This window comes from Leptolyngbya sp. O-77 (assembly GCF_001548395.1).
In the GTDB taxonomy this organism is placed as follows: Bacteria; Cyanobacteriota; Cyanobacteriia; order Elainellales; family Elainellaceae; genus Thermoleptolyngbya.
On the sequence record NZ_AP017367.1, the window covers coordinates 3,207,777 to 3,231,421 of the forward strand.

The following is a 23,645-nucleotide window of genomic DNA, read 5'->3' on the forward strand; positions in this document are numbered from 1 at the left end:
GATCTGCCCGTATTGTACGCCAGGGACACCATTCCGTTTTAGACTGGAGGATGCCCGGATTTGATGTGCTGTTTTCAAGAAGGCCCCTGTGCGAAAAAAGGTTATTGCTGGCAACTGGAAAATGTATAAAACTCAGGCAGAAGCGCAAGAGTTTCTGCAAGGGTTTTTGAGGCATCTGACGGAAACACCCGACGATCGGGAGGTCGTGCTTTGCGTCCCTTATACCGATCTTTGGCTCTTGTCCAAAAACCTGCACGGGAGTCGGATTCGCCTTGGAGCGCAAAATATTCATTGGGCTGCCGAAGGCGCTTACACGGGTGAAATCTCTGGGCCAATGCTGGCAGAAGCAGGTGTTCGCTATGTCGTCGTTGGACACAGCGAACGGCGGCAGTATTTTGGCGAAACAGACGACACGGTGAACCTGCGCCTGAAAGCCGCCCAGGAGTTTGGCATTACGCCGATTCTGTGTGTGGGGGAAACCAAGCAGCAGCGGTCTACGGGGCAAACCGAGCCGTTTATTTTTAACCAGCTTGAGAATGATCTGGTGGATGTGGATCAGTCCAACTTGGTGATTGCCTACGAGCCGATTTGGGCCATTGGCACGGGTGACACCTGCGAACCCGACGAAGCGAACCGCGTGATTGGGCTAATCCGTGAGCAAATCGATAACCCCGACGTGCCGATTCAGTACGGCGGCTCGGTCAAGCCAGACAATATTGATGCCATCATGGCTCAGCCAGAAATTGACGGCGTTCTGGTGGGTGGGGCTAGCCTGACACCCGACAGCTTTGGGCGCATTGTGAATTTTGGGCTGTGAGTTTTGGGCTGTGAATTTTGGGCTGTGAATTTTGGGCTGTGAATTTTGCCCTGAGAATTCGGCAATCCAAAATCGAAAATCCTAAATCGCCAGTCTTAAATCACGAATCGCAATTAGCCGATATCAAAGAGCAAGGTCTCAAACAGAAAGCCCCGCAATGCGGGGCTTTACTAATGGTATCTCGTGTAGTCAATCGTTCATCAACAGGGAGCAGTAAACGGTCATTTAGGCTTCTTGCTTTTTGCGGCGGCGACGAGCGTACATCAACCCAGCGGCGATCGCCGTTCCAGCCATCGTCGTCGGTTCGGGCACAGCGGTAGACCCTGCCATCACGATGCCGTCGTTGCCACACTCGGCAAACAGGCTTGCGATGAAGTCGCCCACGGGTAGCAGGCTCCGATCAACGCTGAACCCGAAGGTGTGGTTACCCGTTGCATTGAACTGGCCAAAGTTTAGCCCCAACCCTCTCAGGTCAGCCGCCGCCAGCATGTTGATGCCACCCAGGTAGGTGCCAGACTTCATGTTGGTTTGAGCGGCAGTATTGTAGCCAAAGTAGGAGTTGTTTGCGGCCAGGTCGCCCAGGGAAGCAGAGCCGCCCACCTTCGCCACTTCGGTTGCGTGTTGCTGGTGGCTGCTAAAGCCAGAGTTAACGCTGGTCAGGCTAGTCGTGGTCACGCCACCGTACAGGCCCAGAGGGCTGATTTGTGTGGTTCTCGTTGTTCTGACCCGGCCTCTGCTGTCCACGGTTTGGGTTTCGGTTACCACTCTCACGTTCGTGTCGTTGGTGCTGTCAAACCGAATTGCAAACAGGTTGCTCTGGGCAGCATTGAAGCTTGCGGTGTTGGTGAAGTTCAGCACCAGATCGCCGTAGCTGATCTTGTTGTTCCGTGCGCCGTTGAGGTCGTAACCATTGAGAGACAGGTTCGAGTTGATGGCAAAGACCACGCGATCTTCTAGAACCCGAAACGCCATGCCAAAGAACTCGAAATCGCTGTTTTGCCCAACGACTAAGCGCCTGTTTTGGGCATCCCACTCGGTGCCATCGTTGAATGAGTCAATCGTGTAATTCCATCCCCCCACCTGAAAGGCTTGGGCCTGCGACCCGGTGAGGGCCAAAACGCCAAGCGTTGCCGCAGTGCAGAGGAATGTTTTAAACGCTTTCAGTTTCATAGGTTAAAGAATGCTCTTGTGCGCTAGTGAGTTCGTTGCAGATCGTTTTTCTGCATGCTTAGACGAACCAATTCTGCAAAATTGATCCTTCGCACCCCTTGTATAACAGGATGCACTTTGACCCATAAAGAAAGGACACTATGTAAAGCGATTTTTAACGAAGAAGGGATTTTGTTTTAGGGGTCTTTTGGGGTCTTCTTGCAGTAGATTCGTCAGCTTAAATACGGAGTGATTACCGAGCGATCGCCCTTGATTCAGTGCAAACGTTTATTCCACAGAATTTACGTAGAGCGGCAGGAGGAAACTACTGAGTGGGAAGCCTTTTGTCGCTTTTAGCCTTGATTCTGGGAGGGCTGGCCCTCGTAGCTATGCGGATCTGGCGGGCGATCGCCTCTGTAAAATCCCTTTGGTCTCCATCCTGTAGCCCAGTGAGGAAAGACGATCTTCTCTAGTCTTGAAAACCGAACTCGCTCAAATTTTGAATTCGATAGATTAGGAGTGTCAGTAAGTCCCGCAGGAAACCAGAATGAGGGGCTGAAGAATTACCCATACTCTGACAATACTCTGACAATACTCTGAGGGAGATGAGCAATATGGCATTAGTTCATTGGGTTCCTTTCCGTGAATTAGAAACCCTGCAAAGAGACATGAACGGACTGCTGGATGTGTTTAATCTGGAGGGCGATCGCAAAGCAGGAATCCGCACTGTGCCCGCAATCGAGCTACAAGAAACACCCGATGCGCTGGTACTAAAGGCCGAAATTCCGGGTGTAGATTCCAAAGATTTGGATATTCAGGTAACTGCGGATGCCGTTGCGATTAAAGGCGAACGCAAATCTGAAACCCATACCGAAGAAAACGGCATCAAGCGCTCTGAGTTCCGCTATGGCTCGTTTAGCCGCATTGTGCCCCTGCCCAGCCGCATCCAAAACGACAAGGTGTCTGCCGAGTATAAGGACGGCATTCTGCACCTAACCCTGCCCAAAGTAGAAGCCGAAAAAAACAAGGTCGTGAAAGTGACACTGGGATAATGAGGTCGTCCTTGCAGTGTTTCAGTGCTTAGGAATGCTCCGCCGCCCTCCCTTTGGAGGATGGCGGAGTTTTTGTTCTTAGGTTTTGGCAATGCCTCGACGGATCTCAATGCTTCTATCTCAATGCTTCTAAATGATGCTACGCCTGAAGTTTCTAAACACTCCCCAGATGCTTGACTAGCAAGCCAAAATCGCAAATCCAAAATCGCAAATCCAAAATCGCAAATCCAAAATCGAGAATCGATCCCTTGCCCGTCTGTTTACAATCATCGCTGTTTACAATCATCGCTGTTTACAATCGAAGAGAGCGTTGCATTGAAAAGCCTCATGAAAACGAGCATTTCGATCTGGGCTGCGGCGGGATTGGCGATCGCCCTCCCCACGGCACTCACCCTCTCTAGTCCACTGGTCGCAACGGCAGTGCAACTAGCAGACGGCACGGTATATTTTGAGCAGCCGCCCAGCCTGATCGACTATGGGACGACCCGCACAACGACCTTTGCGCCAAATCCAACTTACTACTTTACTGTGACGCTGCCGCCCAACGCGGGCGAACCGCTGCAACGAGTCACAATTGAGCAGCGGGACAGCAGCACCTTTGCCCGCCGCGTAGATTATCGGCTGGATGAAACCTATGCATTTGTGGGAACGCAGGGAGAGCGGGGCGATCGCCTCTCCTTGGGTTCTGTCGCCTATGACCGCGACACCCAAACCCTCTCTGTCACCTTTGACCCGCCTCTACCGCCAGGAACCACCGCCACCCTTGCCCTGCGCCCCAGACGCAATCCCCAGCTTGACGGAACTTATTTATTCCGCGTAGTTGCTTTTCCGCCAGAACCAGACAACGGCAGCACCCACGGCCAGTTTCTCGGCTTTGGTCGGCTCCACTTTGATCGCCCAGAGTTTTTCCGCTGGGGCGATCGCTGGTGGTAGCCTGAGCGCTTCTCTAGTCGAAAAGCCCCTACTCAATCGCGCCGCCGCAGGAGCTGCCTGCCCCGGCTGTGCAGCCAAAGCAGTGTCTTGCCGTCACAATTTCTCGCTGCGCCAGCAGGTCGGGATGAAAGTCGTGAACCGTGGCGGGGCGATCGCCCGCTAGCTGCACGGGCAGTTCCAGCATTTGGTTAAAGTCGCAATCAAACAGGCGGCCATCCCAGGAAATCGACAGCGTATTGCGACACATCAGTCCAGCAATCGTGGCGGGGTTGAACGAATTCACCAGCACTTCCATGTAGCGCGTCAGGTTGCCCGACTGCTCCAGCCATTCCAGATAGCGAGAAATGGGCATATTGTTCAGCGCAATTAGGCGATCGAACGTGACCCCCGTGATTTTCAGCAGCCCGTCTTTCCCATTCCTGCTCCATCTTGACCTGGCTACCCGCTAAAAAAGCCCCGACCGGGTTGGACATCAGCGTGAGCCGACGTTTTGCATCGCCCTGGCCGTAGCCTGCTGCATTCAGCCGCCGCAGCGCCTCGATGGATTTTTCAAAGGTGCCGTCGCCGCGCTGGCTGTCGGTATTGAACTTGCGGTAGTGCGGCAGCGAGCAAACCACCTCTACGCCGCGCTCTGCCAACCATTCGGGCAGGTCTTGCAGGCTGGGAATTAGCAGCACCGTAAGGTTGCAGCGGTCGATGACGTGCTTGCCCCGCTTGACGCATTCCTCCACCAGATAGCGGAAATGGGGGTTTAGCTCCGGTGCGCCGCCCGTGATGTCTACGGTGTGGGCGGTGGTTTGGTCGAGGGCGCGGAGGCAGGCCTCAATGGTGTCGCGGGACATCACCTCGCTGCGGTCTGGCCCAGCATCGACGTGGCAGTGGCGACAGGTCATGTTGCACAGCTTGCCGACGTTGATCTGGAAAATTTCCAGGGGGGCGGGCTGGAGCGACGGCCAGCCGTGCTGTTGCAATCGAGTCGCAAAATCAGCGCGATTCGCGAAGCGTTCGCGCAAGCGGTGCGGCGCACTTTCCCTACGGGAATCGCCCTCCAGGGGCACAGCATCTAGCGCCTGGAGCTGCTGCTGGGGATCGGCCAGGGGCGATCGCCGCCGTAGCAAAGAGGTCGTGGGCTTCGGGCCAACGCTTTTATTCTCCAGATCCAGCGCTTGCGAAATCCGAGCGGCGATCGCCCCCGAAGTCGCCGCTTTCACTTGTTCAACTTCATCAAACATTTCAAACCTTGCCTCTTCAAACTTGGCCTACATGGTCAACTGCTTTACGTGGTCAAGCATCTGCATTCCATGTACGAGCGATGCGCCGCCTCGGATTGCTGTCGCTACATGCAGCGCCTCGGTCATCTGTTCCAGATCTGCGCCCTGCTGGAGGCTTTCTTTGCTGTAGGCATCAATGCAGTAGGGGCATTGCACCGCATGGGCCACCGCCAGCGCAATCAGCGCCTTTTCCCGCGCCGATAGCGCCCCATCTGCAAATACTGCGCCGTAATAGTCAAAAAACTTTTTCGCTAGCTCAGGGCTACCCTCTGCCACCTGACCAAAATTGGGCAAATGTTCGGCTTGATAGTAATCACTCATGGGGGAAATGTTCAATTAAAAAGCTTGAATGGTTAACCAAAACGGCTAGACAAATAAGCCGCCACCCCACCCGCAGTCTGCGGACAAGCTGACAGCACCAGATGAACTGTGAGCATTCTATCGAGTCCTGGCAGGTCTTGCACGAATCTAGCTAGCCCACCTGAGATCTGACTGAAATCTGGCTGAGAGATATCTGAATCCTTGGAGAGCATCCGCTTCGACGTGGCCTTCCCAAAGTAGCCCCAGGGGGAATGCGATCGCCCGCTTCCCGTTTCCAGAATGGACTTAACGCGGGATGCATCTTTGCCAGCGCTATTCCTGAATTCGCGATCGTCACACATCCTGTCGAGTTCAACAGACTTTTATGACACATCCTTCTCCGCAAGAGCCGACCCCAGACCGCGCCAATATGACCGCGACGGGTGGAAAAAACGTCACCCAAGTCGGCGGCAACATGACCACCACCACCACGACCAACTACAATTTCGTCTTTTTTCTAATTGGGCTGCTGGCTCTGGGCGGACTCGCCTGGGGGCTGAATGTAGTTTTTGGCAACAACGAAGGCGGCAACCCGTCCCAGCAGCAGGTTCAGCCCGCTTCCCCGTCCGCCGAACCGTCTCCCCAGCCGTCTCCGTAGAAACCCGCCAGACGCGACCGTTTCCCATAACCATTGTCCCCAACGGGAGGAAACGCTCATGCAAACCAAACCCCCAGTGCCCAATCCCGCCGCTGCCCAGGTTGCCCATGCAGGCAAAAATCTGATCCAGGTGGGTGGGGACTACATTCGCTACATTCACTTCAACTTCAAAACGGGAAACTGGGGCGTGGCGATCGCCAACCTCGCTATCCTGGGCCTCATTTTTTACGGACTGGCAGAAGGCGTGACCCGTGCCACCACCGCCGCCACGGCCCTAGTGTCGCCGCCGCCCGACCCCGACCAGTTTTGCAGCAGCGCCACCCAGCAAATCGACACGCTCAACCAGGAACTCGACCAACTGCGGCAAGATATCCGCGCCCTCCCCGCCGTGCCCGGCCCGCCAGGGCCCCAAGGGCTACAGGGCATTCCCGGTGAACCTGGCCCCATCGGCCCTGTCGGCCCACCGGGCCCTAGAGGCGAACCTGGCCCCCAAGGAGAGCGCGGGCCCCAGGGACTCCCTGGCGAACCCGGCCCCCAAGGAGAGCGTGGCGAACCCGGCCCCCAAGGAGAGCGCGGGCCCCAAGGGCTGCCCGGTGGGCAGGATTCGTCGCCCATCGTGCGCTGAAGTGGCCCCATGACGCACTGGTTGTAAGTGAGCCAAAACCAGTTTTGCTCCTGCCATTCTGAAATATTGCCAGAACGACCGCTAGGTTTGGCTGGCAGAATCAGGCTTTCTAATACGTGATGTGCAGCGTTCAATCTGCCCTCATCCCACAACCCCTTCTCCCGACGTAAGAGAAGGGGAGCAAGCAAGAGAGGCTTACTTGTTTACTCAGGCTTATCTAACTCGTTTCGCTTACTCGGTTTTCTAACTCAGTCTGCCGGCCTGCACTCGATGGCTTTGAGGCTGGCAATATTCGGCTTTTGTGTTTGTTTCAAACCATTGGCAAAAACTCAGCTTATTTTCAGAAATCTGAAAACCTTTCAGGATATAACGTCGTACAACGGGTTGTAATGCTTGTAAAATCAGACCCGTCTGAAGACCCATGAGGCGATCGCCCATTCGGAAATCCAGATACAGCGTTTTTGAAGCTAGTGAGGTACGCAGAAGGCTACGAAACCTTCGTCTTTGCGGGACAGCGCGTATCTCACCCTGCAAGAAAATGCTGTATTGGCTGCTGGCGATGCTGGGGCTGAGTTTGTTTGCGCTGGCGATCGCCACTCAGCACGTCAACCTCCCGGTTCTGCTGCCCAACCTTTTGCTATGGGTTAAAAACCTCGGAACTACAGGCATTCTCGCCTTTATCGTGATTTATAATCTGGCGACGCTGCTGTTCATTCCAGCATCGCTGCTGACGCTGGGGGGCGGGGCGCTCTACGGCATCCTGTGGGGCACAGTGTATGTGCTGCTTGCCTCAACGCTGGGTGCGGTGTTTGCCTTTTTGATTGGGCGCTATGTGGCTAGGGGCTGGATCTGTCAGTGGATTCAGGCACATCCCCAGTTCAAAGCAATCGATGCGGCGATCGCCCAAGAAGGGCTGAAGATTGTGTTTTTAACGCGCCTCTCGCCTGTGTTTCCGTTTAACTTGCTGAATTATTTGTTCGGAATTACCTGTGTCTCTCTCAAGGATTACGTGATTGGTTCCCTGGGGATGATTCCAGGAACCTTCCTGTATGTTTATTTTGGATCGTTGATTGGTGATGTTGCAGCGCTGCATATGCCGATCGATATGCCCGAAACCGTCAGCTTCCCTATGCAAATGCTCCATTGGGCAGTCAAGCTTTTGGGGTTACTGGCGACAATCGGAGTCACCGTTCAAATGACTCGTATTGCTCGGCGATCGCTCAGCCAAAGCCTGGACTCCAACCCGTCCAACCTTCACAGTCCTGCCTCCAGAGAATCTAGCCATGACTCCATTCATTAGCCAGGAACCCGCGCTTCAGCCGCTGGATGAATATAATCAGTCGCTCCTGTCCTACGTTCATCCGCCCGACTGGGTAAACCCAACGCCCGCTCCCATGTATGACTTGGTGGTGATTGGCGCGGGAACGGCAGGGCTAGTGGTGGCCGCAGGGGCCGCAGGGCTTGGCCTAGGGCTGAAGGTGGCGCTGATCGAGCGCAGCCTGATGGGGGGAGATTGTTTGAATGTGGGCTGTGTTCCGTCGAAGTGCATTATCCGTTCTTCGCGGGCGGCGGCTGATATTCGCGATGCCATGTCCTTTGGCGTTCGTCCGCCTGAGCAGGTTGATGTAGATTTTGCAGCCGTGATGCGGCGAATGCGGAAGATTCGCGCAGGCATCAGCCATCACGACTCGGCGGAGCGCTTTCGCAAGATTGGCATCGACGTGTTTTTGGGAAGCGCAGAATTTGTGAATGAGGGGGCGATCGCCGTCAATGGCGCTCAGCTCCGGTTCAAAAAAGCCGTTATTGCGACTGGGGCGCGGGCCGTTCGTCCCAAAGTGCCGGGACTGGAGGAAGCAGGCTATCTGACAAATGAAACCGTGTTTTCGCTCACCGAGCGACCCAACCGACTGGCAGTAATCGGCGGCGGGCCGATTGGCTGTGAACTGGCGCAGGCGTTTCACCGACTGGGCAGCCAGGTGACCATTCTGCACAAGAATTCGCACCTGCTCGACCGCGAAGATGCGGATGCAGCAGAGATTGTGCAACAGCAGTTTCTTCAAGAAAATATCAATCTGGTGCTGGGTTGCAGACTGGAGCAAGTCGAGCAAACCAGCGCGGGTAAGGTGATCCAATACAGCCAAAACGGGGCAGTGCATAAGGTTGTGGTGGACGAGATCCTGGTGGGGGCGGGCCGTGCGCCCAACGTAGAAGGGCTAAACCTGGAAGGGGTAGGCGTGAAATATGACCCGCGCAAGGGCGTTCAGGTTAACGACTACTTGCAAACTACAAACCCGCGCATCTACGCTGCTGGCGACATCTGCATGGACTGGAAATTTACCCATGCCGCCGATGCTGCGGCCCGCATTGTCATTAAAAACACGCTGTTTGCTCCCTTTGGGCTGGGGCGCAGCAAGCTCAGCAGTTTGGTGATGCCCTGGGTCACTTACACTGATCCCGAAATTGCCCACGTTGGGTTGTATGAACAAGAAGCGCAGGCTAGGGGGTTTGATACAAACACCATCAAGATTCCCTTTTCTTCGGTCGATCGCGCTCTGGCGGACGGCGAGACGGAGGGCTTTGTGAAAATTATGCACAAGCGCGGGTCGGATCAAATTTTGGGGGCGACGATTGTGGCGCGTCATGCGGGGGAAATGATTAGTGAAGTGACGCTGGCGATCGCCACCAAGCAGGGACTCAGCGCCCTCTCCGGCGTGATTCATCCTTACCCCACGCAGGCTGAAGGCATCAAAAAAGCCGCCGATGCCTATCGCCGCACGTTGCTCACGCCCCGCACGCAGACATTCTTGAAACTGTTGACGAAGTTTAGCTAGGAAAGCATGTCGATTTCGGATTTTAGATTGGCGATTTTAGATTGGTAGACCGCTCATCCAAAACCCAAAATCCAAAATCCAAAACCTACTCCCCGATGCTCCTCTCCTCCACTCGCCTGCTAAGGCAAAAGGACACCCTATGATGGTTTTACGATCAGTCCGACGAAATCGAGCGTTGCAACGGATGGTTTGGTTTGTCATGAGCGCGATCGCCCCTTTCTTGCTAACGTTCCCGGTGCTGGCTCAGGAGGCTGCAACGTCTGGCGGATTCAACCCTCAAGAGCTGTTGCGAAACGCTTTGCAGTGGGTTGACGGGCTGGGTGTGGTCGGCGGGCTGGTGTTCATTGGGATCTACATCATCGCGACCGTCGCCTTTTTGCCGGGGTCAATTCTGACGCTGGGCGCGGGTGTGGTGTTTGGCGTGCTGTGGGGGTCGGTGTATGTATTCATTGGCGCAACGCTGGGGGCGATCGCCGCCTTTCTGGTGGGTCGCTATCTGGCAAGGGGCTGGATCAGCCAGAAAATCGCAGGAAATCAGAAATTTGCAGCAATTGATGCTGCCGTTGCCCATGAGGGCTTCAAGATCGTGCTTTTGACCCGGCTTTCGCCGGTGTTTCCCTTCAATTTGCTGAACTATGCCTTTGGCGTGACGGGGGTTTCACTGCGGGACTACGCGCTTGGGTCGATTGGAATGATCCCCGGCACAATTATGTATGTCTACCTCGGCTCGCTGGCGGGCGACTTGGCGCGAATTGGTAGCGAAGGACAGCCTACAAATGCGACGGTGCAGTGGGCAATTCGGATAATTGGCTTTATCGCAACGGCGGCGGTGACGGTATATGTGACCCGCGTCGCCCGCCAAGCCCTAGCCGAAAAGGTGAGCGAACCCGTGGGCGATCAGGAAGTGCGGCTGTAGGCCGAAGCCGTAGCCTATTACGCAGCAGCCTATTACGCAGTCGGGGATTGACCCGTCGTGCGATCGCCCTTTCGATCTCCCAGAGTCTTTACAGAATTGGGAATGAACAGCCGACACTCACTATCCAAAATCGGCAATCCAATATCCAAAATCGGCAATCCAATATCCAAAATCCCTATCCCCTTCTCTGCTGAGAATGATGCAAGATTGTAGGAAAGCAGAAGTGTTGAATGATAGCAAATATGTTTAAAAAAATAGCCCCTAATCGTGTAAACTAGAGGCTATAAAAAAGAAAATGATGTTAGTGTTATGATATCAAACTTTCCTGAGATCGTCAAAAAGCATCTGGGCCACCTCGCCACGGATGACTATCCGGTTCTCAACAGCTTTCTATTTGTTTCTATTTGGCTCTCCTTGGTTCTCGATCAGAGTCAAAGCAGTATGAGGAGCGTCTTCAAGCGCTTAAATATTCGTGGCATCAAGGTCAAGATTTCTACTTTTTCTAAAGCCAGCAAGAACCGTGATCCCCAGATACTTTATGATCTTTTTTGGGTATTGAAGCAGGAACTCCACAAAAGGCATAAGATTGATGCTGCAAAGCTGACTTTATTTCCGCTGGATTCAACCATTGTTAGTTTGACGAGCAAGTTGCTCTGGGCGCAGGGTATTCACCAAGTAAAGCTGTTTAGTGGTTTAGATTTAATGACACATGAGCCGGGGGGTGTTTTCATCCACTTTGGTCAAGGTCATGACAGTAAACATGGGAAGGAAACGATCGATGCTGTGCCTGATAATAGTGTCGGGGTCATGGATCGGGGCTTTTTTAGCCTAGCTCGAATTCGCTATTTACTGAATCAAGAGAATCGCTACTTTATCGTCAGAATCAAGAATAATATTAGTCTCAAGATGCTAGAAAATGGCAACTTCTTGATTGGCACGGGTAAGGAGCAAGTTGAAGCACGGGTTGTCGCCTTTTGTGATTTAGAATCACAAACAGAATATCGCTTGTCAACGAATCTACCGATAGGGGGAGAAAATACCATTTCCAATGAGGAAATTAGCGAATTTTATCGTTTGCGTTGGCAGATAGAGTTATTTTGGAAATTTCTGAAGATGCATCTGAAACTAGATCGACTAATTACTAAGAATGTGAGCGGGATTGAGATGCAGATTTATGCGTGCTTGGTAGCTTACGTGATTTTGCAATTGGTGACAATTCCGAAAGAATTTGGCAACAAAGTATTAGATAAGCTACGATATTTACAGGCTTTTATGTGTGAAAATATCAGTTATGCCCACTGGCTCCAAAAATTAGTATTTTGTTGACAAAACCAGCTTACCACAGGATTAGTGTGTCTATTTTTAGAAAAGAAAATCTTAAGATTCAACACTTTTGGGATTCACCCTATCGTCGAGTGCAATCAACGAACCTATGCAAAGGGAATTTCACTCTCCAAGTCGGCAATGCGTGAGGTTGAGAATCGGTTAGAGCGGAATCCAGATTTACCCAAATGGGACATCCTGATTCGACCTACTTGTGGGTAGATTTGTTGCTGGAAATCTCCTAAGGTGATAAGCAGCAGTTCATGTAGTAAAATGCAATACTGTTCTCAAGATCGAATAAGTGAAACTTATGAATGAGTACAAACGCACACTAGCTGAACTAAGGGAAAAGGCAACATTATATTGGTCTCAAGATTTACTTGAACAAGCTGGTGAAGCTAGTATTCTTCCCTTGCTTCTCAAAACACAAGATAAGTTTATTAGTGTTCTAACCTTAGCAGATGGGTCTCCGGACGCTTGGAAGAAATTTATCGACATGTCTGAAGACATGAAAGGCAATATTTTCCTAAAACATTTAATGGTGTTGAGTGATCTTGGTGGGGAAGCGTTGAATAAATATCCACCTTTGTCAAAATTCTTTCCATCTGGACTCATAGAATATGTTTGGAATGAGCAAAGTTATACCTATGAATTTAAGGTTATCTCTGGAAAAGCTTCTCTAAGTAATTCCTCCTTATTAGTAGATGGTAAAAATCTTCTTAAGGGACGTGCGTTAAACGACAAGATGGAAGATGTTGTAATGTTGTTGTTATATGCTTCTTCTTCAATTAATAACGACTTTCCAGACGATGCCAAAGAAAAATGTTTAATAGGTAGTTTGCTTGGAAAATCTGAGGAATTAAAGAAATTCGTTAAACAAAATTATATTAGAGTCAGCCGTCAAATTGGTGGTGCTAACGCCACAAAACTAGGTCAAGTTGCGGAGGAATTTGTGTTTAAGATCTTGAGGCGAGAGTTGCCGGATTGGACTTTGAGGAAAAATGGAAAAATTCCTGGAATAAGCCATAGTGATGATGGACGTGAAACTTCTTTTGACATTGTTGCTACATCTCCAAGTAGCAAATATTTTGCCATTGAGATTAGCTTTCAATTCACAACTAATGGAACAATCGAAAGAAAAGCTCGTGAAGCAAAAGATCGAGCAGCCATTTTACACAAATCTGACCACTTTGTATGCTACGTCATAGATGGAGCAGGCAATATTAATATTAGGGAAAATGCGGTAAGAACAATTTGCCAGTATAGCGATTGTACAGTTGCCTTTTCGGAAGCTGAGATTGTTTTTCTGTCCGAATTTATGAAGGAAAAATCAGGTCAATAGTAAGGGTGTGAGAAATGGCTCATTGGAGTGACAAAAGTATAAGATTAGACAGAAAAAATTTCACAATCTTGCAGTTGTCAGAATTAGAACACATTGAATTAGATTCACCAAATGTTTATCTCTTCCAGCTACTTTTTCCAAAGAGACAAGAAGGTTCAAAATTATCTAAGGAATTTCTATGTAGCTTATCTGAATATTGCTCCAAATTAAACGAACAGGCTGTCGTCTGTATATTGACCACTCCACCAGATGCAGCAACAATCTTGCCTTATTTAGAAGGAGCTTTGAAATTTCATCTCTGGATAGCTGTAAAAGCTAATCCTGAAACTTATAGCTATGAAGAGGGAGCTATCCCTAGAACTCATATTGCGCTCCTTGTTCTGACCCGCTATAGAAAAGCCTTGTATCATACAAAAACACGCATTAAGTACACCTACTGTCCTGCTTGTAATAAAACTACTAAAGACTATGGTGGAAAGAAACATACATATCATGAATATGGAACTTTGATGTCAGATGTTTGGCGGGATATAGAATACAACCCTAATCAAAATGTGAGTATCATTATCGACCGCTTGCGCGATCTTTTTGGGCTTGAACCTCATAAATGTCTATATTCAATTGAGTTCCATTGCTATTCAACATTGTTTAAACTTGAAGATGATCAGACCTTAGAAGTGCAGTCTTCTAATCAGCAAATTATTCATGAGGAAGAACACCTAAGTAGCCATCTATTTAATGAAGATTGTTTGGAAGCTTTGTCGCGGTTGCCTGAAAACTCAATAGACTTTTGTTTTGCAGATCCTCCCTATAATTTGAAAAAACAGTACGATCGTTGGAATGATGCCCTAGAATCAATTCAGTACTTTGAATGGTGTGATCGCTGGCTTGCTGAACTATATCGAGTGCTGAAACCTGGTCATACGCTTGCGGTTCTTAATATTCCGCATTGGGCTGTTCGGCACTATCAGTATTTGGCTTCAAAAATGCAATTTCAGACATGGATCGTTTGGGAAGCATTAAGTTTTCCTGTAAGAATGATTATGCCTGCCCATTATACTATTCTCTGTTTCTCTAAAGGAAAACCTAGATGCTTACCAGGTTTAGTAAATCAACAGGGAGAGTTGTTGGAAGAATCTTACTTGAATCCTTTAGACGAACTTTATTGTCTGAGAGCAAGCTGTATCACTAAAAGATTTAAAGGAAACATTAACGATCGGAAACAATTAAGCGATCTTTGGCATGACATTCACCGATTAAAGCATAATAGCCATCGTGTCGATCACCCTTGCCAACTGCCTCCAATGCTTATGCGTCGCTTATTTGCTCTGTTTACTAAGCCAGGTGAAATAGTTCTTGACTGCTTCAATGGTGCTGGAACTTCAACTTTAGTTGCTCACCAAATGCAGCGTAGGTTTATAGGAGTTGAAATCTCCAATCAATATCATGAAATTGCTTTAAAGAGACATCAACAGCTAGAAGAAGGAATTGACCCATTCGCGAAAGACAACAAGACTCCAAAATCAAAAAATAGTCGTGTAGAGCGTTTACCAAAGAAGAAATATCATGTTTCCAAGAAAGCTCTTCAATTAGAAGTCAAACGTATTACCAGTTCATTAGGTCATTTACCAACGAGAGATGAAGTAAAGCAATTAAGCCAGTTTCCAATTGAGTATTTTGACGAATACTTCATCAGTTGGGGAGAAGTTTGCGCTGCGGCTAGGACAACTGGTATGTCCGAACTCCCTGAAGAAATTGCTCAGCCGATAGAACAAATGTCTCTATTTTCTGAAGAGGTTAAACATTGAAACCATGCGGCATTCAACTCTTCCTTTTACTTTCTGAATAGTTTTTTGTAGCTATAGAAAATTTTGTAGAACTGTCTTAATGAATCAGTTTTGGCACTCACTAGAGCCTTGAATGGTGGGGGCAAGAGCTTGTTCTAGGCTAGCTAACTAGTAATTAGACTGATCCCGTCTGCCTATCTACCCCGCAGAGGGCAATTAGGCTGAAATCCGTCTGTCTAAGATCCCAAATTGGGTAGATAGGCTGATTCAGATCTGTCTAAGATCCCAAATTGGGTAGATAGGCAGACGATAATCTGCATAATACCCCTGATTCTGGGAATTAGGCAGACAGCTTCAGTAAATCTTCATATAAAAAGAACAAATGTATCGTGGTAGCTTTCTATACAGATGTTCTGCTGAAGAAGATTGGGTTTTGTGGAAGCACGTCCTAAAAAGCTACTGGATCAGGTGCGGGATACGCTGCGATTCAAACACTACTCTTACCGCACGGTGCAGGAGCTATTGGGGCATAAGGATGTGAAAACAACGATGATTTATACCCATGTGCCGAATCGGGGTGGGCGAGGGGTGCGGAGTCCGCTGGATGGATGAACTGGATGGATGAGCCAGAAAAAGATTTTGGGCTGTAGATTTTGGATTTTGGATTTCAGCGATTTCTCACCAAAGTCCAAAACCCAAAATCAGCTAGCTTATCTTACCTGTTGCGCTGCAAATAGCGCAGCACGTCGCCTGCGTCGGGCTGGATGAGGATGCCATTTTCTGCAATGGGGACGGATCGACTCCACTCAAAGCGTTCGGCATAGCGGAGCAGGTGCAGGCGATCGACCTCCTGCTGCGTGTCGGCGGGGGAGCCGACGAGGTAGAGGCGCAGGCGGCGACGGCGCGGCAGCTCGCAGGTGAGCGGGGGCAGCGAGAACTGGGTCGCCTCCGAAGCTGGGGACGACCAGGTGTATTGGATTGTGAGCATTTGGGGTTTCCTCCTGGGAAACGAGTGGGGTAGGAAACCCCGAAATGTTGGCCGCCCAAGGACGTGAAGCGCTGATGACAGGGCGGCCTACAATGGACGCAGCCCTGAGACAGGCATCGGCTGTCGAGGGGTCAGGCGTTGGTGGGTGCGGGAACACCTGCCAGCGCCGCAAGTGACTAAACGACCAAAATTTCGGGGGAAAGGTAAGCCGCGCTGACTTGGGGGTCATTCACAGCTTGATGGACGATTGTACTGGATGCGATCGCCCCCGTCAATTGCCCTGCGCCAGGAGTCATGCCCCTCAGCGATATTTGCAGTAGCGGTAGCCATCGGGGCTTGCTATTATCGAGCCGGATTGCATTTTCCAGAGCCGATTTTTTCGGGGCCATCTCATGGTGATTTCAACATTGCGAACGGCAACCCTAGATGCGGGGCGAACCACTGCTGGGGGCGATCGCCCTTCCGTTGGGGCTAGAGCATCTCGCCGTGGCGTTTGGGCTAGTGGATTGGCGATCGCCCTCTTGGCGGCAGGCTGTAGCGAAAGCAAGCTAGCTCAGTGTAATCGGCTATCGCAGGTGGTGAACGGCACGGTTGCCGAGGTGCAAGCGGTCGTGCAAGCCAATAGCCAGCCCAACGATAAAGCATTTTCGGCCGTCGCTGACCGCTTTGAGCAGGGCAAAGCTACTGTGTCTGCTGTAGAGCTGAGCGATGCCCAATTGAATGACTATAAAGGACAACTGCTGACTCTGTACGACCAGATCATCACCGCCCGCCCCGCAAAGTCTCTACTGCGCTTCAGCAGGAAAACTTTGACGCGGCCAGAGCCGCCCACCCAGGAATTTCTGACTGCTGCCAATCAGGAAAGCCCGCCGCTGGTGGACGAGATCAACACCTATTGCCAGGTTTCGCCCTAGATGCGCCTTTGGGTCGTCAGCCATACCTACATCGTGGATTTGAATTGCGACAAGCTGAAGGCGCTGGCGGCACTGGCGGCTGATGGAGGCAGGAAGCTGGATATTACGGTAGTTGTGCCGCGCACCTGGAAACCGGGCGGCGTGGTCGGCGGCACGGTTCGTCCCCAGGGTTATGATCAGGGCAACCTGCGCGTGTTGCCTGTGGGAAACTTTAGCCAGACGCACCAGGGCTTGCTCTGCTTTCGCGCCGAACTGATATCTCTGCTGCGGCGGTATCCGCCGGATGTGATTCAGGTGGAGCAGGGGGCAAAATCCCTGGCCTATGCCCAGTTGATTGCCCTGAATCGGCTGCTAAAGCTGGGCGCAAAGCGGGTGCTGTTTACCTGGTGGAACTTACCTTACGCGCTGCGGCCGCCGCTGCTCTGGCTGGAACGCTATAACCTGCACCACACCGACGGGGCGATCGCCGGAAATCGGGACGCAGCAGCGATTTTGCGACAGCATGGCTATGGCGGCCCGATTGCCGTATTGCCCCAGCTTGGGGTGAATGAACAGCGGTTTTGCCCCTGTCCCCAGCCGGCGTTGGCGGCAGAACTTGGCTTTTTACCCGAAGAATTTGTTATGGGCTATGTTGGGCGATTTGTGCCAGAAAAAGGGCTGCGAACCCTGGCCGAGGCGCTGGCGGGGCTGCCTGAGTTGCCCTGGCGCTGGCTGCTGGTGGGGCGTGGCCCGCTGCGGGCAGAGGTGGCGGCGCGAATGCAGAAAGCGGGTTTGGGCGATCGCCTCCGATGGGTGGAGTCTGTGCCCCATGCTGACATTCCGCGCTATCTCAACGTGATGAACGCGCTGGTGCTACCGTCGGAAACCACGCCCCACTGGAAGGAGCAGTTCGGCCATGTGCTGATCGAGGCAATGGCCTGCCGGGTTCCGGTGATCGGCTCCGACTCTGGCGAAATTCCCCACGTCATTGGCGATGCGGGGCTGGTGTTTCCCGAAGGTCAGGTCGCGGCTCTGCGCGATCGCCTCCAGTCCCTCATGCAGCGCCCTGCCCTGGCCGCCGAACTGGCCGCCCGTGGCTACCAGCGGGCGATCGCCCATTTTACCAATCGTGTCTTAGCAGAAAAACAGCTTGCGTTTTATGACCAGTTGATGTGATTTCACTTCCCATCCTCAATGCGCCTTGTCCATATCATTCCTGCCATCTCTCCCGTCTACGGTGGCCCCAGCCAAATGATCGCGGGCTTCTCGAAGGCGCTGGCGGCAGCCGGGGTGGCGGTGACGATCTTGACAACGGATGCCAATGGAGATGTCGGGCAAGCGCCGCTGGCGGTGCCGCTGGGCGTGCCTGTGGCGCAGGATGGGTATGAGATTCGCTACTTTCGGCGGACGGGCTGGCGGCGCTACAAGTTTTCGGCGGGGCTGCTGGGGTGGCTGGCGACCCATGCGGCGGCGTTTGACCTGGCGCATGTTCACGCGCTGTTTTCACCCGTCAGCTCAACCGCAGCAGCGATCGCCCGCACGCGACACCTGCCCTATGTCCTGCGGCCGCTGGGCACGCTCGACCCCATCGATTTGCAAAAAAAGCGGCGGCTGAAGCAGTTGTATGCCACGCTGATCGAGCGGCAAAACCTGGCGGGTGCGGCGGCGGTTCACTTTACCAGTCGCCAGGAGGCGGCCACCGCCGAGCGGTTTGGGCTAACCTTGCGAGACTGGATTTTGCCGCTGGGGGTAGATCTGGCGGAGTTTGCCGCTGCGCCTGCCGAACGACGGGCGATTCGCGAAGCAGTCCCCACGGGAATCGCCCAAGCCGTGCGCGATCGCCTTGCCATTCCGCCCGATCGCCCGGTGGTGCTATTTCTCTCGCGGCTCGACCCCAAAAAAGGGCTAGATCTGCTGATACCCGCGCTAGAGCAGGTGCAAGCGGCGGGCATCCCGTTTCACTGGATTCTGGCGGGCAGCAACCCACAAGACCCCGATTACGAAAAACAGGTGAGCGATCGCCTGAATGATTCTCCGCTGCGAGCTTGCACCACCCAGACCGGGTTCGTGGCCGCCCAGGCGCGGCGCGAGCTGCTGCTGACAGCGGATCTATTTGTGCTGCCGTCCTACTACGAGAACTTTGGGATTGCCGTTGCCGAAGCGATGGCGGCGGGGCTGCCCGTGGTGGTGTCCAACGCAGTGCCGCTGCACGAAGACGTGACCCAGGCACAGGCAGGCTGGGTGGTGCCCTGCGAACCCCGTGCCCTGGCCCACACGCTGGCGATCGCCCTACAAGCCGCCGACCGCCCACAGCGCGGCATCGCCGCCCACCACTGGGCCCGCGAACATTACGACTGGCGGGCGATCGCCCAGCGGGCTATTCAAAAATATGAGGAAATTTTGCAGCGAACCTAGCAGTCTGCACGATGCGGCTCTTCAACGGCGGGGGGCTAGTAGCGGGTGCCGCGCTTGCGGAGTGCGTCTAGCATTTGCTGGCGAACGGCGATCGCCCACTGGTCAAAATTAACTGGATCAACCCCAACGGGACTTGCAGTAGAATCGGGCTTTTGCTCTAACTTAACTCCGGTAGGCGGAGTGTCAACGCTCTTTGTGTCGGGCTGAGTGCTGTTCATGAGTCGAGCCGATAATGCCTCGGTTAAGTGACTTGCAATTGGGTTAGGTGACTTGCAATTGCTTCCTTATAGTTAACGTAAATAGCAGGGATTTGCCAGACCTATTATGCGAAAAACGCATTTTAGAATTGCAGAACTTGCATGGCCCCTCTTGCCATCGTTCGACAATTCCTCTTAGCCGCGATCGCTACAGCAGAATCAAACCCCGTCGTGCGCCGAGGGTGACTGCCTCTGTCCGGCTGGACACCTGGAGCTTGGCAAAGAGGGAGCTGATATGAAATTTAACAGTGTGTTCTGACAGGTGGAGGCGCTGGGCGATCGCCTTGTTGCTCAGCCCCTCTGCCAGCATGGTTAGAACTTCGGACTCGCGGGGCGTGAGGGCGGCGTCCAACGGCGCAGGCGGCAGGATGGGGTCGTTGACGGGCAACGCGGGCAGCAGCGTCTCCAGCGTGTCTGGGTGGAGCGGCACCAGACCAGCGGCGGCAGCGGTTACGGCGGCGACAATTTCACTGGCGATCGCCCGCGTGGGCAGCACACCCCGCACCCCCAGCCGCAGCGCTTCTGCCACCCCACTCGGCGAGGGGTCTTCGGTAAGCATCACTATCGGCGTAGACAGCAGGCTTGCTCCTTCCGATAGCCACTCGCCCACCAGCGCCCCCGGCTCTTCGCGGGATTCGACAAACAGCAGCAGCACGTCGGGATGCAGCCCCGCGAGTTGCCCTGCTAGGTCGCGTAGTCCCACGCTCCCCACGACCTCCAGACCCGCTTCGCTCAACAGGGCCGATAGCCCTGCCCGCGCTACGGCCGAATTTGCGGCGACCAAAACCTGAGTCACGCGGCCTCCGAGGGGGCGGTCTGGGCGGGGGCGACTGGAGGAACCTGCAACGTGTAGATCTGTCGCTGGTAGCTGCCCGATTGCGGAAAGTTTGGATTTCGCAGGTATTCCAGACGCAGCGTGCTGTCAGGGGGCGTGTCATCCAGCACGGCCAGCAGATCTTCGGCGCTGCGAAACAACTGCTCGTTGGCGCTGAGTAAGATATCGCCCGGTCGCAGGACATTAGTCACCGCCGCCCCTGGCGAAACCTCCAGCACCAGCAGGCCAATTTGCCCGCGCCAGCGATCGCGCGGCACCCAGACAGGCTGGAGCGTTACCCCCAGGCGCAGCGGATTGCCGACGGGCGCTGTGTTTTTCAGAAAGCGCTGGACTGTGGCAGTGGAAATGGCGATCGCCAGTCCGTCTGCAATCATGCTGTTGATGCCTACGACGCGCCCCTGCACATCCGCCAGCGGGCCGCCAGAATTTCCCGGCGCTAGCCGCACATCCGCCCGCACCCAAGGGGAACCTGCGGCAGGGGCAGCATGAACCACGCCCACCGTCAACGCCCCCACCATGCCCAGCGGATTGCCGACCGCCAGAACCAACTGCCCGACTTGCAGCGCGGCCAAATCGCCCGCCGGGGCAGCCACCAGTTCCCTGGCTTCAATCCGCAGCGCGGCCAGATCTCGCGCCGAGTCGCGCCGCTGCACAGTTGCCGAAAATACACGCCCGTCGGCCAGTTCTACCTGCGCCACCCGCCCCCGCACGACATGGGCATTGGTCACAATGAGTCCGTCTGACTGCCAGATCACGCCCGATCCGGCTCCGGTCTGGTCGCTGCGAACTTGCACGGTCGATTGCTGAAGCCGATGGGCGATCGCCCTTAATTCATCTGTTAATTGCATGGTTTCTCTCCCTGCGCTGCGTGCTGTTCCCTAGGGGAGCGCTCTCTAGGGGCGATCGCCAATCCCAATCGTCACCTGCATCCGCCGTCCGCCGCGAATGATCTCGGCGACCAGAGACTTGCCGATTTGTTCTGGGCCAAGCTGGGCATACACATCGGCAATGTCGCCAACGGGTGCGCCGCCCAGCGACACCAGCACATCCCCAATCAGAATCCCTGCGGCATCTGCCGGGCCACCAGCCTCCAGGCTCAGCACAATCACCCCAGCCGTTTGGGGCAGGTGCAGCACCTGAGCCAGCATCGCAGGCAGCCGCACGGGCTGGAGGCCGACCCCCAAGTAGCCCCGCGAAATGCGCCCCCGCTGGGCAAGCTGTTCGACGACGCGGTTGACCGTTGCGCTCGGCAGGGTGAGCGCCAGGTGTCGGGGGCCGCTCGTGTTCATGCCCAGGATGCGCCCCTGAATGTCCACCAGCGGCCCGCCAGAAAAGCCGGGATACAGGGTTACATCGGGACGGATAAACTGGTCGATTTGTCCGCCATGCCAGGTGCGCCAGCCGCCGCCGATGGCGCTGATCACGCCCATGCTGGCGCTGAGGCCATTTTCGGCAGAGCGGCCCGCCGCCAGCACAATGTGCCCCACGCTGAGGGTGCTGCTGTCGCTCAGATCCGCCACTGCACAGGCCGATTCCTCTACCTTAAGAACCGCCAGGTCGGTGCTATTGTCGCGCCCAACTAGGGTTGCGCCGCAGGTCTGACCATTGGGCAGCGTCAGGGTGATGTCGTCTTCGCGCTTGATGGTGTGTTCGGCCGTGACCACAAAGCCCGGTCGCCAGTGGATGCCGCTCGACCCCATGCGATGGCGGGCGTGAACCGCGACAGTGGACTGGCCTGCCAGGGCGATCGCCCTCGACAAGCCCTCCGAAAATGCCGCCAGCATTCCGCTTCCTGCGGCGGCTTCTGCGGCTGCTCCAGCCATTGATTCGGTCATGAAACGCCTCCGGTTTAGAAGTGATAGGCCGGTTGCCTATCTGCCTTTAGCTTGCCGAACGCGCCCCGCGCTTGGGATCGGAAGAATGGGCGGATTTCACGCTGATTGACCCTAGACAGATGGGTAGGGGATGGGTGGTTTTGTCGCGCAGTGGGCTGTGCCGTGGGCTGTGCAGCGTGTGAGTGATCCACTGACTCAATAGAACCTCGCCCCCAGCCTCTAGCCGCTAATTTCCAAACACTTCCGCCGGGTCGGCCGATTGCACCTTGCGAATGGCGATCGCCCCCGAAATCAGGCACATCACCACCGTCGCCAGCAAGATATTCAGCCCGCGGCCCAGCGTCATCTGCATCAGCAGTCCCGTAGCATTAGCGGTGACCCGATACAGCCCCAGCGAAATCAGATAGCCGGGGATAAAGCCCATCACGCCCAGTAAAAGCGCCTGTTGAAACACCACACCCAGCAGATATCGGTCGGAGTAGCCGATCGCCTTCAGGGTGGCATACTGCGTCCAGTGGTCGGCGACATCGGTATAGAGAATCTGGTAGACCAGGATGATGCCCACGACGAAGCTCATGATGGTTAGCAGCGTGAACACAAAGCCGATGGCAGTGTTGTTGCGCCAGTAATCCAACTCCATGTCTACGAACTCTGGCTTGGTTAACACGGCCACGTCTTTGGGCAATTGGTCGCGCAGGGTGCGGGCGATCGCATCCACATCTGCACCCGGACGAACCCTCAGCAGCCCAATGTCTACCGTGTTGAGGTCGCGGCTTTGCTCTTCAGGCCCCAAGTTGGCAAAATAGCGCAAAAAATTCTGATCGCTCATAATCACATTGCCATTGGCAGAGGCAAAATCTGTCCCCAGCGCATAGGTGCCTACGACGCGCACCTGCTGTTCCGCCAGTTCGGTCACAGTGCCCGCTGTCACAGCCCCCACCTCTGCCCGCGATTTCTCATCCACAATCACCGTCCAGGGCAGCTTCAGCGCCTCCTGGCTGGCCAGCACTTCAGGAATCGTCAGCACCGGGTCATTGGGGTTAAACGCCAGCACCCGCAGCGGACGTACCGCCTTGGTTTCGGGATTCTTCCAGGCAGCGCCATCGCGGACATAGAGCGGATAGGCCGCCTCCACGCCATCAAACGCTTGCGCCTGATAGAGCCGCCGCCGGGCAAACTGCGCCGGAATAAACATGGTGTATTTCAGCCGATTCACCACGATAATTTCGCCGTTTAGCACTTTGAGCAACTGCACCTGGCTGTCGTATAGCGCGTTCTCAAATCCGCGAAACATGAACATCAGCAGCACCGCAAACGCCACGCCGGCGATCGCCGTTAGCAGGCGACGACGTTCATAGGTCAGGTTTGACCAGGCCAGGGGCGTTCGCATAGGCAAGAGAGCGGGTGGGCAGGTCGGA

The 23,645-nt window shown here is 54.0% G+C and carries 26 protein-coding genes and 1 pseudogene; 15 read left to right on the forward strand and 12 right to left on the reverse strand.

Translation table 11 applies throughout. The features are described 5' to 3' along the window. Positions 1–88: 88 nt before the first annotated feature. Complete coding sequence (tpiA, locus tag O77CONTIG1_RS13660) at positions 89–817, forward strand: triose-phosphate isomerase (RefSeq protein ID WP_068511390.1); 729 nt, start codon at positions 89–91, stop codon at positions 815–817. 225 nt (positions 818–1,042) lie between these two features. Here tpiA and O77CONTIG1_RS13665 read toward each other — a convergent pair whose 3' ends face one another. Then, positions 1,043–1,987 (reverse strand): PEP-CTERM sorting domain-containing protein, encoded by a 945-nt coding sequence (locus O77CONTIG1_RS13665; protein WP_068511392.1) that lies wholly within the window; start codon positions 1,985–1,987, stop codon positions 1,043–1,045. 593 nt (positions 1,988–2,580) lie between these two features. On the opposite strand from O77CONTIG1_RS13665, the gene O77CONTIG1_RS13670 reads away from it, so the two are divergent. Together O77CONTIG1_RS13670 and O77CONTIG1_RS13675 are read left to right on the forward strand one after the other, a co-directional pair. After that, the gene (locus O77CONTIG1_RS13670) at positions 2,581–3,018 is read left to right on the forward strand and encodes an Hsp20/alpha crystallin family protein (RefSeq protein WP_068516576.1); all 438 of its coding nucleotides are present in this window, start codon (positions 2,581–2,583) and stop codon (positions 3,016–3,018) included. A 327-nt stretch (positions 3,019–3,345) separates the two neighbouring features. Next, entirely contained in the window at positions 3,346–3,951 is a 606-nt protein-coding gene (locus O77CONTIG1_RS13675) for a DUF2808 domain-containing protein (RefSeq protein ID WP_068511395.1), read from the forward strand. Between the two features lie 28 nt (positions 3,952–3,979). Here O77CONTIG1_RS13675 and arsS read toward each other — a convergent pair. After that, positions 3,980–5,108 (reverse strand): annotated as a pseudogene (arsS, locus tag O77CONTIG1_RS28400) (arsenosugar biosynthesis radical SAM (seleno)protein ArsS). 102 nt (positions 5,109–5,210) lie between these two features. Next, the gene (locus O77CONTIG1_RS13685; RefSeq protein ID WP_068511397.1) at positions 5,211–5,543 is read right to left on the reverse strand and encodes an arsenosugar biosynthesis-associated peroxidase-like protein; all 333 of its coding nucleotides are present in this window, start codon (positions 5,541–5,543) and stop codon (positions 5,211–5,213) included. Positions 5,544–5,907: 364 nt separating this feature from the next. On the opposite strand from O77CONTIG1_RS13685, the gene O77CONTIG1_RS13690 reads away from it, so the two are divergent. Together O77CONTIG1_RS13690 and O77CONTIG1_RS26950 are read left to right on the forward strand one after the other, a co-directional pair. After that, entirely contained in the window at positions 5,908–6,180 is a 273-nt protein-coding gene (locus tag O77CONTIG1_RS13690) for a hypothetical protein (protein ID WP_156435253.1), read from the forward strand. A 58-nt stretch (positions 6,181–6,238) separates the two neighbouring features. After that, a complete protein-coding gene (locus tag O77CONTIG1_RS26950; protein WP_068511401.1) occupies positions 6,239–6,805 on the forward strand; it encodes a hypothetical protein in 567 nt (188 codons plus the stop codon). Positions 6,806–7,048: 243 nt separating this feature from the next. Here the strand turns inward: O77CONTIG1_RS26950 and O77CONTIG1_RS24565 are convergent, their stop codons facing one another. Further along, positions 7,049–7,243, reverse strand: coding sequence for a hypothetical protein (locus O77CONTIG1_RS24565; protein WP_156435255.1), 195 nt, complete (start codon positions 7,241–7,243; stop codon positions 7,049–7,051). A gap of 100 nt (positions 7,244–7,343) precedes the next feature. On the opposite strand from O77CONTIG1_RS24565, the gene O77CONTIG1_RS13700 reads away from it, so the two are divergent. The 3 genes from O77CONTIG1_RS13700 (at position 7,344) to O77CONTIG1_RS13710 (ending at position 10,552) form a co-directional block, all read left to right on the forward strand. Then, positions 7,344–8,105 (forward strand): TVP38/TMEM64 family protein, encoded by a 762-nt coding sequence (locus O77CONTIG1_RS13700; protein WP_068511403.1) that lies wholly within the window; start codon positions 7,344–7,346, stop codon positions 8,103–8,105. Then, complete coding sequence (locus O77CONTIG1_RS13705) at positions 8,089–9,636, forward strand: mercuric reductase (RefSeq protein WP_068511405.1); 1,548 nt, start codon at positions 8,089–8,091, stop codon at positions 9,634–9,636. Before O77CONTIG1_RS13700 ends, O77CONTIG1_RS13705 begins: the two co-directional genes overlap by 17 nt. Before the next feature lie 184 nt (positions 9,637–9,820). Continuing rightward, positions 9,821–10,552, forward strand: coding sequence for a TVP38/TMEM64 family protein (locus O77CONTIG1_RS13710; protein WP_068511409.1), 732 nt, complete (start codon positions 9,821–9,823; stop codon positions 10,550–10,552). A gap of 32 nt (positions 10,553–10,584) precedes the next feature. On the opposite strand, the gene O77CONTIG1_RS24570 is transcribed toward O77CONTIG1_RS13710, so the two are convergent. Next, positions 10,585–10,722 (reverse strand): hypothetical protein, encoded by a 138-nt coding sequence (locus O77CONTIG1_RS24570; RefSeq protein WP_156435258.1) that lies wholly within the window; start codon positions 10,720–10,722, stop codon positions 10,585–10,587. A gap of 139 nt (positions 10,723–10,861) precedes the next feature. Here O77CONTIG1_RS24570 and O77CONTIG1_RS13715 point away from each other — a divergent pair, with 139 nt between their 5' ends. From O77CONTIG1_RS13715 to O77CONTIG1_RS28405, 4 genes are all read left to right on the forward strand, one after another. After that, positions 10,862–11,878 (forward strand): IS4 family transposase, encoded by a 1,017-nt coding sequence (locus O77CONTIG1_RS13715; RefSeq protein ID WP_068511410.1) that lies wholly within the window; start codon positions 10,862–10,864, stop codon positions 11,876–11,878. A 307-nt stretch (positions 11,879–12,185) separates the two neighbouring features. Continuing rightward, positions 12,186–13,217, forward strand: coding sequence for a hypothetical protein (locus tag O77CONTIG1_RS13720; RefSeq protein ID WP_068511412.1), 1,032 nt, complete (start codon positions 12,186–12,188; stop codon positions 13,215–13,217). A 14-nt stretch (positions 13,218–13,231) separates the two neighbouring features. Continuing rightward, positions 13,232–15,025, forward strand: coding sequence for a DNA methyltransferase (locus O77CONTIG1_RS23560; RefSeq protein ID WP_084782635.1), 1,794 nt, complete (start codon positions 13,232–13,234; stop codon positions 15,023–15,025). A 414-nt stretch (positions 15,026–15,439) separates the two neighbouring features. Next, positions 15,440–15,616: a tyrosine-type recombinase/integrase gene (locus O77CONTIG1_RS28405; RefSeq protein ID WP_084783028.1), complete on the forward strand. Its 177-nt coding sequence runs from the start codon at positions 15,440–15,442 to the stop codon at positions 15,614–15,616. Positions 15,617–15,719: 103 nt separating this feature from the next. On the opposite strand, the gene O77CONTIG1_RS13730 is transcribed toward O77CONTIG1_RS28405, so the two are convergent. After that, positions 15,720–15,992 carry a hypothetical protein gene (locus tag O77CONTIG1_RS13730; protein ID WP_084782437.1) on the reverse strand — a complete coding sequence of 91 codons (273 nt, stop codon included), beginning with the start codon at positions 15,990–15,992 and terminating at the stop codon, positions 15,720–15,722. 176 nt (positions 15,993–16,168) lie between these two features. Beyond that, positions 16,169–16,381: a hypothetical protein gene (locus O77CONTIG1_RS13735; protein ID WP_068511416.1), complete on the reverse strand. Its 213-nt coding sequence runs from the start codon at positions 16,379–16,381 to the stop codon at positions 16,169–16,171. Positions 16,382–16,384: 3 nt separating this feature from the next. On the opposite strand from O77CONTIG1_RS13735, the gene O77CONTIG1_RS13740 reads away from it, so the two are divergent. Genes O77CONTIG1_RS13740 through hpsP form a run of 3 tightly spaced genes read left to right on the forward strand, consistent with a single transcriptional unit; the run spans position 16,385 to position 19,300 of the window. Beyond that, positions 16,385–16,906 carry a hypothetical protein gene (locus O77CONTIG1_RS13740; RefSeq protein ID WP_156435260.1) on the forward strand — a complete coding sequence of 174 codons (522 nt, stop codon included), beginning with the start codon at positions 16,385–16,387 and terminating at the stop codon, positions 16,904–16,906. Next, complete coding sequence (locus tag O77CONTIG1_RS13745) at positions 16,907–18,061, forward strand: glycosyltransferase (RefSeq protein ID WP_068511420.1); 1,155 nt, start codon at positions 16,907–16,909, stop codon at positions 18,059–18,061. It begins immediately after the preceding gene. A gap of 18 nt (positions 18,062–18,079) precedes the next feature. Further along, on the forward strand, positions 18,080–19,300 hold the full coding sequence (gene hpsP / locus O77CONTIG1_RS13750; RefSeq protein WP_068511423.1) for a hormogonium polysaccharide biosynthesis glycosyltransferase HpsP: 1,221 nt from the start codon (positions 18,080–18,082) through the stop codon (positions 19,298–19,300). Positions 19,301–19,335: 35 nt separating this feature from the next. Here hpsP and O77CONTIG1_RS13755 read toward each other — a convergent pair whose 3' ends face one another. From O77CONTIG1_RS13755 to devC, 5 genes are all read right to left on the reverse strand, one after another. Then, positions 19,336–19,518, reverse strand: a complete 183-nt coding sequence (locus O77CONTIG1_RS13755; protein WP_068511424.1) for a hypothetical protein — start codon at positions 19,516–19,518, stop codon at positions 19,336–19,338. Between the two features lie 187 nt (positions 19,519–19,705). Then, positions 19,706–20,353 carry a response regulator transcription factor gene (locus O77CONTIG1_RS13760; protein ID WP_068511426.1) on the reverse strand — a complete coding sequence of 216 codons (648 nt, stop codon included), beginning with the start codon at positions 20,351–20,353 and terminating at the stop codon, positions 19,706–19,708. Beyond that, positions 20,350–21,240 (reverse strand): S1C family serine protease, encoded by an 891-nt coding sequence (locus O77CONTIG1_RS23570; RefSeq protein ID WP_084782637.1) that lies wholly within the window; start codon positions 21,238–21,240, stop codon positions 20,350–20,352. The genes O77CONTIG1_RS13760 and O77CONTIG1_RS23570 overlap by 4 nt, the downstream gene beginning before the upstream one ends. Before the next feature lie 45 nt (positions 21,241–21,285). Beyond that, positions 21,286–22,227: a S1C family serine protease gene (locus tag O77CONTIG1_RS13770; protein ID WP_225894582.1), complete on the reverse strand. Its 942-nt coding sequence runs from the start codon at positions 22,225–22,227 to the stop codon at positions 21,286–21,288. Positions 22,228–22,453: 226 nt separating this feature from the next. Then, positions 22,454–23,617 carry an ABC transporter permease DevC gene (gene devC, locus O77CONTIG1_RS13775; RefSeq protein ID WP_068511428.1) on the reverse strand — a complete coding sequence of 388 codons (1,164 nt, stop codon included), beginning with the start codon at positions 23,615–23,617 and terminating at the stop codon, positions 22,454–22,456. Positions 23,618–23,645: the final 28 nt, after the last annotated feature.

Coding starts and splice junctions, on each gene's coding strand:
- O77CONTIG1_RS13665 (WP_068511392.1), bottom strand. CDS start 1,987: ATGAAACTGAAAGCGTTTAAAACATTCCTCTGCACTGCGGCAACGCTT.
- O77CONTIG1_RS13670 (WP_068516576.1), top strand. CDS start 2,581: ATGGCATTAGTTCATTGGGTTCCTTTCCGTGAATTAGAAACCCTGCAA.
- O77CONTIG1_RS13675 (WP_068511395.1), top strand. CDS start 3,346: ATGAAAACGAGCATTTCGATCTGGGCTGCGGCGGGATTGGCGATCGCC.
- O77CONTIG1_RS13685 (WP_068511397.1), bottom strand. CDS start 5,543: ATGAGTGATTACTATCAAGCCGAACATTTGCCCAATTTTGGTCAGGTG.
- O77CONTIG1_RS13690 (WP_156435253.1), top strand. CDS start 5,908: ATGACACATCCTTCTCCGCAAGAGCCGACCCCAGACCGCGCCAATATG.
- O77CONTIG1_RS26950 (WP_068511401.1), top strand. CDS start 6,239: ATGCAAACCAAACCCCCAGTGCCCAATCCCGCCGCTGCCCAGGTTGCC.
- O77CONTIG1_RS24565 (WP_156435255.1), bottom strand. CDS start 7,243: ATGGGCGATCGCCTCATGGGTCTTCAGACGGGTCTGATTTTACAAGCA.
- O77CONTIG1_RS13700 (WP_068511403.1), top strand. CDS start 7,344: ATGCTGTATTGGCTGCTGGCGATGCTGGGGCTGAGTTTGTTTGCGCTG.
- O77CONTIG1_RS13705 (WP_068511405.1), top strand. CDS start 8,089: ATGACTCCATTCATTAGCCAGGAACCCGCGCTTCAGCCGCTGGATGAA.
- O77CONTIG1_RS13710 (WP_068511409.1), top strand. CDS start 9,821: ATGGTTTGGTTTGTCATGAGCGCGATCGCCCCTTTCTTGCTAACGTTC.
- O77CONTIG1_RS13715 (WP_068511410.1), top strand. CDS start 10,862: ATGATATCAAACTTTCCTGAGATCGTCAAAAAGCATCTGGGCCACCTC.
- O77CONTIG1_RS13720 (WP_068511412.1), top strand. CDS start 12,186: ATGAATGAGTACAAACGCACACTAGCTGAACTAAGGGAAAAGGCAACA.
- O77CONTIG1_RS23560 (WP_084782635.1), top strand. CDS start 13,232: ATGGCTCATTGGAGTGACAAAAGTATAAGATTAGACAGAAAAAATTTC.
- O77CONTIG1_RS13730 (WP_084782437.1), bottom strand. CDS start 15,992: ATGCTCACAATCCAATACACCTGGTCGTCCCCAGCTTCGGAGGCGACC.
- O77CONTIG1_RS13735 (WP_068511416.1), bottom strand. CDS start 16,381: ATGGCCCCGAAAAAATCGGCTCTGGAAAATGCAATCCGGCTCGATAAT.
- O77CONTIG1_RS13740 (WP_156435260.1), top strand. CDS start 16,385: ATGGTGATTTCAACATTGCGAACGGCAACCCTAGATGCGGGGCGAACC.
- O77CONTIG1_RS13745 (WP_068511420.1), top strand. CDS start 16,907: ATGCGCCTTTGGGTCGTCAGCCATACCTACATCGTGGATTTGAATTGC.
- hpsP (WP_068511423.1), top strand. CDS start 18,080: ATGCGCCTTGTCCATATCATTCCTGCCATCTCTCCCGTCTACGGTGGC.
- O77CONTIG1_RS13755 (WP_068511424.1), bottom strand. CDS start 19,518: ATGAACAGCACTCAGCCCGACACAAAGAGCGTTGACACTCCGCCTACC.
- O77CONTIG1_RS23570 (WP_084782637.1), bottom strand. CDS start 21,240: ATGCAATTAACAGATGAATTAAGGGCGATCGCCCATCGGCTTCAGCAA.
- O77CONTIG1_RS13770 (WP_225894582.1), bottom strand. CDS start 22,227: ATGACCGAATCAATGGCTGGAGCAGCCGCAGAAGCCGCCGCAGGAAGC.
- devC (WP_068511428.1), bottom strand. CDS start 23,617: ATGCGAACGCCCCTGGCCTGGTCAAACCTGACCTATGAACGTCGTCGC.